This window comes from Streptosporangium sp. NPDC049644, from assembly GCF_040675205.1.
In the GTDB taxonomy this organism is placed as follows: domain Bacteria; phylum Actinomycetota; class Actinomycetes; order Streptosporangiales; family Streptosporangiaceae; genus Streptosporangium; species Streptosporangium fukuiense.
In genome coordinates, this window is record NZ_JBFAOJ010000026.1 from 96,525 (window position 1) to 104,850 (window position 8,326).

7 protein-coding genes and 1 pseudogene are annotated in these 8,326 nt (G+C 71.2%); 3 read left to right on the forward strand and 5 right to left on the reverse strand.

The window, feature by feature from the left end; translation table 11 throughout:
* The first annotated feature begins 394 nt into the window (after window positions 1-394).
* From AB0J58_RS17465 to AB0J58_RS17475, 3 genes are read left to right on the forward strand one after another with little or no spacing between them, the layout of a single operon-like run.
* Window positions 395-2,314: an acyltransferase family protein gene (locus tag AB0J58_RS17465; RefSeq protein WP_364216539.1), complete on the forward strand. Its 1,920-nt coding sequence runs from the start codon at window positions 395-397 to the stop codon at window positions 2,312-2,314.
* Between the two features lie 49 nt (window positions 2,315-2,363).
* The gene (locus AB0J58_RS17470; RefSeq protein ID WP_364216542.1) at window positions 2,364-3,464 is read left to right on the forward strand and encodes a glycosyltransferase; all 1,101 of its coding nucleotides are present in this window, start codon (window positions 2,364-2,366) and stop codon (window positions 3,462-3,464) included.
* Window positions 3,449-4,186 (forward strand): acetoacetate decarboxylase family protein, encoded by a 738-nt coding sequence (locus AB0J58_RS17475; protein ID WP_343980379.1) that lies wholly within the window; start codon window positions 3,449-3,451, stop codon window positions 4,184-4,186. Before AB0J58_RS17470 ends, AB0J58_RS17475 begins: the two co-directional genes overlap by 16 nt.
* Before the next feature lie 229 nt (window positions 4,187-4,415).
* On the opposite strand, the gene AB0J58_RS17480 is transcribed toward AB0J58_RS17475, so the two are convergent.
* The 5 genes and pseudogenes from AB0J58_RS17480 to AB0J58_RS17500 all read right to left on the reverse strand — a co-directional run.
* Entirely contained in the window at window positions 4,416-5,348 is a 933-nt protein-coding gene (locus tag AB0J58_RS17480) for a ribonuclease Z (protein ID WP_364216545.1), read from the reverse strand.
* Window positions 5,349-5,441: 93 nt separating this feature from the next.
* Window positions 5,442-6,317, reverse strand: a complete 876-nt coding sequence (locus AB0J58_RS17485) for a sugar kinase (RefSeq protein WP_343980385.1) — start codon at window positions 6,315-6,317, stop codon at window positions 5,442-5,444.
* Window positions 6,318-6,329: 12 nt separating this feature from the next.
* A complete protein-coding gene (locus AB0J58_RS17490) occupies window positions 6,330-7,211 on the reverse strand; it encodes a glycosyltransferase (protein WP_343980403.1) in 882 nt (293 codons plus the stop codon).
* Between the two features lie 196 nt (window positions 7,212-7,407).
* Complete coding sequence (locus AB0J58_RS17495) at window positions 7,408-8,175, reverse strand: CDP-alcohol phosphatidyltransferase family protein (RefSeq protein WP_364216548.1); 768 nt, start codon at window positions 8,173-8,175, stop codon at window positions 7,408-7,410.
* A pseudogene (locus AB0J58_RS17500) lies at window positions 8,153-8,326 on the reverse strand (3-dehydroquinate synthase); the annotation flags it as partial. The gene AB0J58_RS17495 and the pseudogene AB0J58_RS17500, both read right to left, overlap by 23 nt.

Genomic DNA, 8,326 nt, shown 5'->3' on the forward strand with positions numbered 1-8,326 from the left:
CAGGCGGCACTGTGCCCGGACACCCCGGCCGGGCCTCGTGACCGGGCCTCGTGACCGGGCCTCGTGACCGGGCCGAGCCGCGAGGCCACGGCGTCCGGACGACCGGGTGCCGCCACAGAACCAGGCGAACCGGACACCCGTCACCGGACAGCGGGACGCCACCGCCCGGGAAAACGGCGAGCACCCGCCGTTCCCGGGTTTTGGACAGTCACGATTACCCGAGAACCTCCCGAATCAGAGTGCGTGCGTGCGACAGCGGGCTCACAGTCGGTCTAGGGTGGTCGAGGCGGCGAGGCGAACGCTCGCCCGGCCACACCCCCGGCCAGCCCCGGGCGCCCCCGCCAGTCTGCCCGACTACTCCCCGGTCTCCGACAGATAGCTGAGCCTTCCCCTCGTGAGCGACATCCGATCCTTCCAGGTGCCGGCCCCCCAGGACGACGGCGGTTCCGACGGCCACGGCGGGTCCGCCGGCAGACAGGGCCGGAAGCCCGCCCCGTGGCCGATGCCCGGCCAGGCGCAGGCGCCCGGCGGACACCAGCCCACATGGCCGGAGCCGCCGGACGGTGGCCCGGCCACCGGCCGCCCGTCCCGGTACGCCCGGGAAGAGGAGGGCCCCGGCGAGGTCACTGAGTGGGGCGGCTACCCGGCATACCGGGAGCCCCACCCCGGCGACCCGCTCGACCTGTCCAAGCCCCTGGAGCCCGAACCGGTGCCCCAGGAGTCCACCTGGGCCCGCGAGACGCCTCGGCCGTGGACTCAGGACGGCCCGGTCTGGGCGCAGGAGAGCACCGCATGGGCTCCCCAGGAAAGCGCCGCGTGGGCCCAGGAGAGCGCGGTGTGGGCCCAGGAGCCGTCCTGGGTGCGGGAGGCCTCCTCCCCGCAGGGCGCCCCCCAGGTGCCCCTCCCCCGGCCCGACTGGGCCCCGCCGCCCGTGTCACAGCCGCAGACGGGCGCGCACCCCTATGGCGCCCCCCAGTCCCAGACACCCGCCCCGGGAGCGCCCCAGGCTCTCGGGCAGCCCGGGGCGCTCCCGGGCGCCGGGCACCCGCAGGCCGCCACGCCCCCCCGGCAGGCGCCGCCCGCGGGTGGCGAACGCCCCTTCTCCTACTGGGAGAACAACCGCCGGGAGAGCGAATCCTCGTTCTGGAACCAGGGACCGCAGGCCGAGCAGGAGTTGCGGGCGGAGCGGGAGCGCGAGCCGCAGGTCGAGGAGGAGCCCGCGGCCCCCCCTGCCAAGAAGAAGCGCGAGCCGTATCTCGACAACGTGAAGTTCGTCCTGATCGCCCTGGTGGTGATGGGCCACTCGCTGGTCCCCACCCTGAAGGCGCACTCGGCGAGCTCGGTGTACCTGTTCGTCTACATGTTCCACATGCCGGCGTTCGTGCTGATCAGCGGCTACCTGGGCCGCAACTTCTGGCACTCCAACGCGAAGATCAACAAGCTGGTCGACACACTGCTGATCCCGTACGTGGTCGTGGAGATCGGCTATGCGCTGCTCCGCTACGGGCTTGGCCAGAAGTGGACGCTGACGATAATTGATCCGGCCTGGCTGAACTGGTATCTGGTGGCCCTGGTCCTCTGGCGGATCTCCACGCCCATCTGGACCCGGATGCGGCAACCGCTGCTGGTCGCGGTGGTCATCTACATGGCGGCGGGCTTCTCCGAGATCTCCGGTGACTTCAGCATCGACCGCTTCTTCGGCCTGCTGCCGTTCTACGTGCTCGGCCTGCTGCTCAAGCCCGAGCACTTCGACCTGCTCAAGCCCACCTGGGTCAAGATCACTTCAGCTGTCGTCCTGGTCGGGGCCGCCGGGGTGGCGATCCTCATCGCTCCGCACGTCCCGCGCGACCCGATCTACTTCCGCTACAGCTTCAAGGCCATGGACATGTCCTGGTGGATGGGCTTCGGCGTGCGCGCCGCCGTACTGGTCGCGGCGCTGATCATGACGGCCGCGGTGCTCGCGCTGGTGCCCCGCCGCGAGACCTGGTTCTCCGACCTCGGCACCCGCACCCTGTACGCCTACCTGCTGCACGGCGTCGTGGTGGTCATCGCCAAGGACCAGGGCTGGCTGAGCTTCCCCTGGCTGTACGGCCCGCTGGGCGTGGCGGCGATCGCGTCGAGCTCGCTGGCCCTGGCCATCGTGCTCTGCCTGCCGGAGACCCGCAAACTCTTCAAGTGGCTGCTCGAACCCAGGCTGGTATGGCTCTACCGGCGACCTTCCCCGCCCCCCGCCGCCAAGGACGCGCCCGCCACCGCGCCCACCGGCGAGGCCGCGCCCGCCGCCAAGGAGAGTTCAGCGGCAGTTCCCCGGTAATTAACTCAACGCATCCGGTGCTGACGGAACAGCCGCCCAGCATCGGCATATGCGGGTATGCGTCGCGACAATCGTTCATCATCCAGAAGACGCCCGGATCGCGCATCGGCAGATCCGGGCGCTTCTCGACGCCGGGCACGACATCACCTACGTCGCCCCCTTCACCGACTGCAACGTCACCCCGGATCCGCGGATCCGGGCGATCGACGTGCCCCGGGCGATCGGCAACCACCGCAGGCGCGCGCTGAAGGCCGCCAGGGGAGCTCTCAGCCGCGGGGTCGAGGGCGCCGACCTGCTGATCGTGTACGACCCGGAGCTGCTCTCCCGCCTGCCCAGGCGCCGCCCCGCCACCGTCTGGGACGTACGCGGTGAAGCCTGCGCCACATCCCCGCGCCGGGTCCTGCCCTCACCGGCACGCCGGGCCGAGGCCCGAGCGGAACACCGGCTGCGCCTCATCCTGGCCGACGACTCCTACCGGGACCGCTTCTCCCTGCCCCACCCGGTCGTCCCCGACACCGCCTGCGTACCCGAGAACCCGCCCGCGCGGCCCGGCCGTGACCGGGTGGTCCACATCGGTCACCTCTCCGAGGCGGGAGGCGTGGCCGAGCTGATCGAGACGGCCAGACGGCTGCTCCCCCACGGGATCAGGCTCGACCTGATCGGCTCCGCCGACGCCGGGGTCAGGCCGCTGCTCCGGGACGCGCAGCGGGAGGGCCTGCTCGACTGGTACGGCTACGTGCCCAACCGGCACGCGCTGCGGATGGCCGAGGGGGCGATCGCCGGGCTGTCGCTCCCGCGCGACGCGCCCGGTCGCCGGCCCGTACCGGCCAAGATCATCGACTACATGTCCCGGGGCGTTCCCGTGGTCACCACGCCGCTGCCCGCCGGTGCCGCCCTGGTCGAGCGCACCGGCTGCGGGGTCGTCGTGCCCTTCGGCGACGCCGGGGCGGTGGCGCGCGCGGTGCTGGCGCTGCGGGACGATCCCACCGGGGCCGCGGAGATGGGCGGGCGCGGCCACGCCGAGGCCCTGGCCCACCACAACTGGCCGGACCACGCGGGCGCGTTCGTCGGGCAGCTGGAGGAATGGGCGGGCAGACCGGTGACGTCCGGCCTGGAGATTGGTCTACTGGAGGCATGGCACGCCATCTGATTCAGGGGCGCGAGATCGCCATGCCGGTCCGCGTCCGAGACGCCATGGTCTGCGGCGCCTCCTATCTGGTCCGGGCGGACGCCGCACGGGCCGTGATCGCCTACTCCCACCTCGACGTCGCCGAGGTGCTGCCCGGCAAGGCCCTGTGCACGCTGATGTTCGCCGACTACCGCGACGGCGATTTGGGCCCCTACCACGAGTTCGGCATCGCCTTCCTGGCCAGGCCACCCGGCGCGGACCACGCCCCCGGCGGCGGGCTGCGCGCGAACCTGTCCGAGCTGCGCAGGACCGGCGCCGGGGCGTTCGTCCACTGGCTCCCGGTCGACCAGGGCCTCACCCTGGAGGCGGGCCGCACGATCTGGGGTTTTCCCAAGGAACTGGCCGACATCGACCTGCGCACGTCCTCCCCCTACAAGCGGTGCATCCTGCGCAAGGACGGCCGCCTGGTGCTGGACCTGCTGATCAAACCCGGCGTCCCGGTGCCGGGCACCGGCATGATGACCGCGCTCGACGCCTACAGTCACTCAGACGGCGTCACCCGCCGCATCCCGTGGTCGATGTCCCCCCACGGCATCCGCACCCGCCCCGGCGGCGCCCTGATCCGCCTGGGCAACCACCCGATCGCCAAGGAACTGAGCGAACTCGGCCTGCCCAAACGGGCCCTGGCCACGGCCACGGTCTCCCACATGGCCATGACCTTCAACGAGGCCAAGGAGCCCTAGTAACGCGAAGGCACGGATTGGGGAGTTCCACGACCCCGCGACAGGCCCGGTCGGCTCACTCAGGTCGGCAGGCACGAGGTGAACACGGCGACCGGCGTACCGCGACCGGGTATTCACACCTCCAGCCTGTCCGCTCGCCGTGACTTTCGCACCATGAACGATCACCTGGACCTGGGAACCGCCCCTGACCGAGGCCCGGCAACCTGATGCCCGCGACCTGACCCGGTGTTCACGGTCGTCTGCGGGGCGGGACCGGGATGCGGTCGAGGTCGTGGGCGACGACGACGTCGCCACGGAACACGGCGGCCGCCTGGTCGGCGAAGCGGTACTCGTCCTCGGCGCGGTACCGCTCGGAGAAATGGGTGAGGACCAGCCGCCGGACGCCGGCCTCGGCGGCGACCCTGGCGGCCTGGCCGGCGGTGAGGTGGCCGTAGTCACGGGCCAGCGCGGCGTCCTCGTCCAGGAAGGTCGACTCGATGACCAGCAGGTCCACCCCGTCGGCCAACTCGAAGACCGGGTCGCAGAGGCGGGTGTCCATGATGAGGGCGAACCGCTGCCCGGGGCGATGCACGCTGCACTCACCCAGGGTCACCACCGTACCGTCCGGAGCGGTGACCTGGCCGTCCTCCCGCAGCCTGCGGATGGCGAGGCCGTGCACGCCTCGGGCCGCGAGTTCGTCCGGCAGCATGGTGATGCCGTCGGGTTCGACCAGGCGATAGCCGTACGCCTCCACCGGATGGTCGAGCCGGCGGGCCGTCAGGGTGAACGGCGCGTCGGCGGTGTCGAGTTCCACCGCGGAGCCGCCGAGCGGCTGCTCGCGGATCCGGATGGTGTCGTGGAAGATCGTCGCGTGCCGCAGCCGCTCCCAGTAGAGCGCACCGCTGGCGGGGAAGGCCGCGTTCGCCTCGGCCACCCCGTCACGTGACATCCGCTGGACGATTCCCGGCACTCCGAGGCAGTGGTCGCCGTGGAAGTGGGTCAGGCAGATCCAGTCGATGTCGTGCACGCTGAGCCCGGCGTGGATCATCTGCCGCTGCGTACCCTCTCCCGGGTCGAACAGCAGGCCCTGTCCGTCCCAGTGCAGCAGATAGCCGTTGTGATTACGGGTACGGGTGGGAACCGCACTGGCGGAACCGAGCACAACGATCTCACGTGCGGACATACATCAATGATCACTCAACGGGGGGCGGCGAGCGACCGGATTACGACCGGGTGAACGGCTCCGGCCCACTGGCGCGACGGCCCGGGCACGGAGTCAGCCGTCGAGTTCCAGCAGGGGCAGCTCGGCCCTGGTCGGGAGGCCCTGCCAGTCGCTGGGGCCGGACGAGGCGAAGGCGGCGAGCAGGAATCCGCGGCGCAGCCGGTCGGTCGGGTGCAGTCCCTCCAGCGCCGCGCTGAGATAGCCCGCGACGAAGGCGTCCCCCGAGCCGTTGGGATCGACCACCGGCGCGGAGACGCCGGCGGCGTCATGGCGGACGCCGTCGACCCGGACGCTCGCCCCCCGGGCACCGCGTATCACGATGACCTCGCGGTCTCCGGCGAGCGCGGGCTTGACCAGGTCGAGCTCGCTCTGCCGGACGAACAGCACGTCCGCCGAGCAGGCCAGCACGCTGAGGGTCTCCTCGGCCTCCCGCAGGTCGGGCCAGAGCTGGTCGTGGTAGTCGATCGCCACCGAGACGGGGACCCTCGCGGTCCGCGCGGCCCGTACCGCGGCGTGCATGGCGTCGCGCGCGCTCAGCGCGGCGGTGATCCCGCTGACGTGCAGGACGCGCGAGGCCGCGACCCGGTCGACGGGAACGTTCCCCTGGGCGAGCCTGGCGCCCGTGCGGTAGTAGGTGACCCTGGCCGCCTGACCGAGCCTCGTCTCCTTCAGGAGCATCCCGGTCGGCGATCCCTCGTCCACCCGGGTGTCGGAGACGTCCACCCCCTCGCCGCGCAGCACGGTGAGGATCCTGGACCCCAGCTCGTCGCCGCCGACCTTGCCCAGCCAGCTCACCCGGTGGCCGAGCCTGGACAGCCCGATCGCGACGTTGAACTCGGCTCCGGCGACGTCCAGCCTGGCCTCGTGCTCATGGCGGATCCGGCCGCTGGTGACCACGCCGAAGGCCTCGCCGAGGGTGTAGACGTCCATACCGGACCGGACTCAGACGATCGGCGGGCGGCCGAGGCGCAGCATGCGCCAGGCGGTCTTCCAGCCCATCGGGCGGCGCTCTCCCGCGGGTTCCCTGAGCCCCTCGCCGAAGCCCTTGAACCAGGCGCGCAGGGCGGGCCCCGAGCGCTCGCGGATCAGGGTCAGCACGCTCCAGTTGAGCAGGTAGAGCGTCGCGAGCACCCAGGGAAGGTTGCGGCGGGCCAGCCAGACCCGGTTGCGGGCGTTGAGCCGGTAGAAGTCGGTGTGCCTGGTCGGCGGGACCTGCGGGTGGTACATGACCGTCTTGGCGTCGTACTCGATGCGGTAGCCCTCGCCGAGGAGCCGCCAGGCCAGGTCGGTCTCCTCATGGGCGTAGAAGAAACGCTCGGGAAGCCCGCCGACCTGGAGGAACGCCGACCTGCGGATGGCGCACGCGCCGCCCAGGAAGGTGGTGACCGGGGAGGATCGCTCGGGGTCGCCCGCCCGCAGGCGGGGAACGTGGCGGCGCTGGCCGATGCCGCCGTCGGGGTCCTTCACCCGGAAGGAGACGACCGCGAGGTCGTGCTCGGTGGAGAAGCGCTCCCGCAGGTGGGAGACGAGCCACTGGTCGGCGTACCAGCCGTCGTCGTCGAGGAAGAGGACGACATCGCCCGTGCACTCCTCGACGCCGCGGTTGCGGCCTGCGGGAATGCCCGTGTTGTGGCTCAGCCGCACGCTTCTGATCGAGGCCGAGGACCCCTCGGGAACGGTGGCCGACAGCTCGGGGACATCGGTGCCGTTACCGACGATGACCACCTCGACGTCGCCGTCGACCTGGTTCAGCGCGGACTCGACCGCCCGGTCCAGCTCTGGGATCCGGTTGCCCATGGTGAGGATGACGCACGAGATCTTCAACGGGTCATCGCCTTGACGCGTCGAAAGCACGTACGGAGCATACGTTCATGATCACCGAGTCTGCTGGATCGGGCAATTCTGGCGGGGTCAATGCTTCCTTGTTTACCGGGAAACAAGCGTATCGGAACCGTCGGCGAACACCTGCCAAACAGTAAGGTGTTCGCACCTACGACGCGCCCGGACGCCATCCGGTTCCTCATGAAAGCCGCCTGGACGCCAGAATGCTGATCAGATGCAGAATCATCTGCAGCACCGCGACGACCACGCAGGCCACCACGAGCACCCTCGTCGCGGCCGCCCCTCCGTTGATCGCGTCCCAGATCGCCGCGACCACGACGAGGAGGGACAGCTCGACCGCCTGCACGATCCGGTGGAACCTCAGCGCCGCGGCGGCCTTGCGCGCCAGGCCCAGACCGCGCGACTGGAAGTGCTCGGCCGAGGCCTCACTCGCCGCGACCAGCCCGGAGCGGGCGCGGGCCACGTCGACCAGGTCGGTCTCCGCCTTGATCAGAATGGCGCCGAGCGCGGCGGCGAAGCCCGCCACGGTGTACCAGTCGGGCAGGATCTCCGACGCCCGGAACCCCAGCCCGATGAGCAGGGCGGCCTCGGCGAAGTAGTGGCCGACCCGGTCGAGGTAGACACCGGTGATGGAGGTGCGCCGGGTCCAGCGGGCCAGCTCGCCGTCGGAACAGTCGAGCAGCAGGTAGAGCTGGACCAGCAGTGCCGCCAGCACGGCGGCCCAGAGGCCGGGCAGCGCGAGCACCGCTCCGGCCAGCAGCCCGGTGAGGATCATCAGCCAGGTGGTCTGGTTGGGTGTGATCGGCGTCTTGGCGAGGAACCAGGTGACGTAGATCGACAACTTGCGCATGTAGAGCACGCCGGCCCAGTGCTCGCCGCTGTTGCGTTCCATGGTCGAGTGCGGCTGGGCCACCGCACGGAGCTCAGCGACCGACGGCCCGGACATAATCCTCCACCCGATCGCGAATCTCCGGTTCCGACAGACGCAGGTGCTCAAGGATCGTGTAGCGGCCGGGACGGGTGGCCGGCGCCAGCATGACCGCCTCGGTGAACTGGGCCGCGGGGGGCCCCCCCGCCCGGGGGGGGGGGGGCGCGCG

Excerpts from the sequence above, each read along its gene's own strand:
- AB0J58_RS17470 (WP_364216542.1), top strand. The coding sequence starts at position 2,364 with ATGCGGGTATGCGTCGCGACAATCGTTCATCATCCAGAAGACGCCCGG.
- AB0J58_RS17475 (WP_343980379.1), top strand. The coding sequence starts at position 3,449 with ATGGCACGCCATCTGATTCAGGGGCGCGAGATCGCCATGCCGGTCCGC.
- AB0J58_RS17480 (WP_364216545.1), bottom strand. The coding sequence starts at position 5,348 with ATGTCCGCACGTGAGATCGTTGTGCTCGGTTCCGCCAGTGCGGTTCCC.
- AB0J58_RS17485 (WP_343980385.1), bottom strand. The coding sequence starts at position 6,317 with ATGGACGTCTACACCCTCGGCGAGGCCTTCGGCGTGGTCACCAGCGGC.
- AB0J58_RS17495 (WP_364216548.1), bottom strand. The coding sequence starts at position 8,175 with ATGTCCGGGCCGTCGGTCGCTGAGCTCCGTGCGGTGGCCCAGCCGCAC.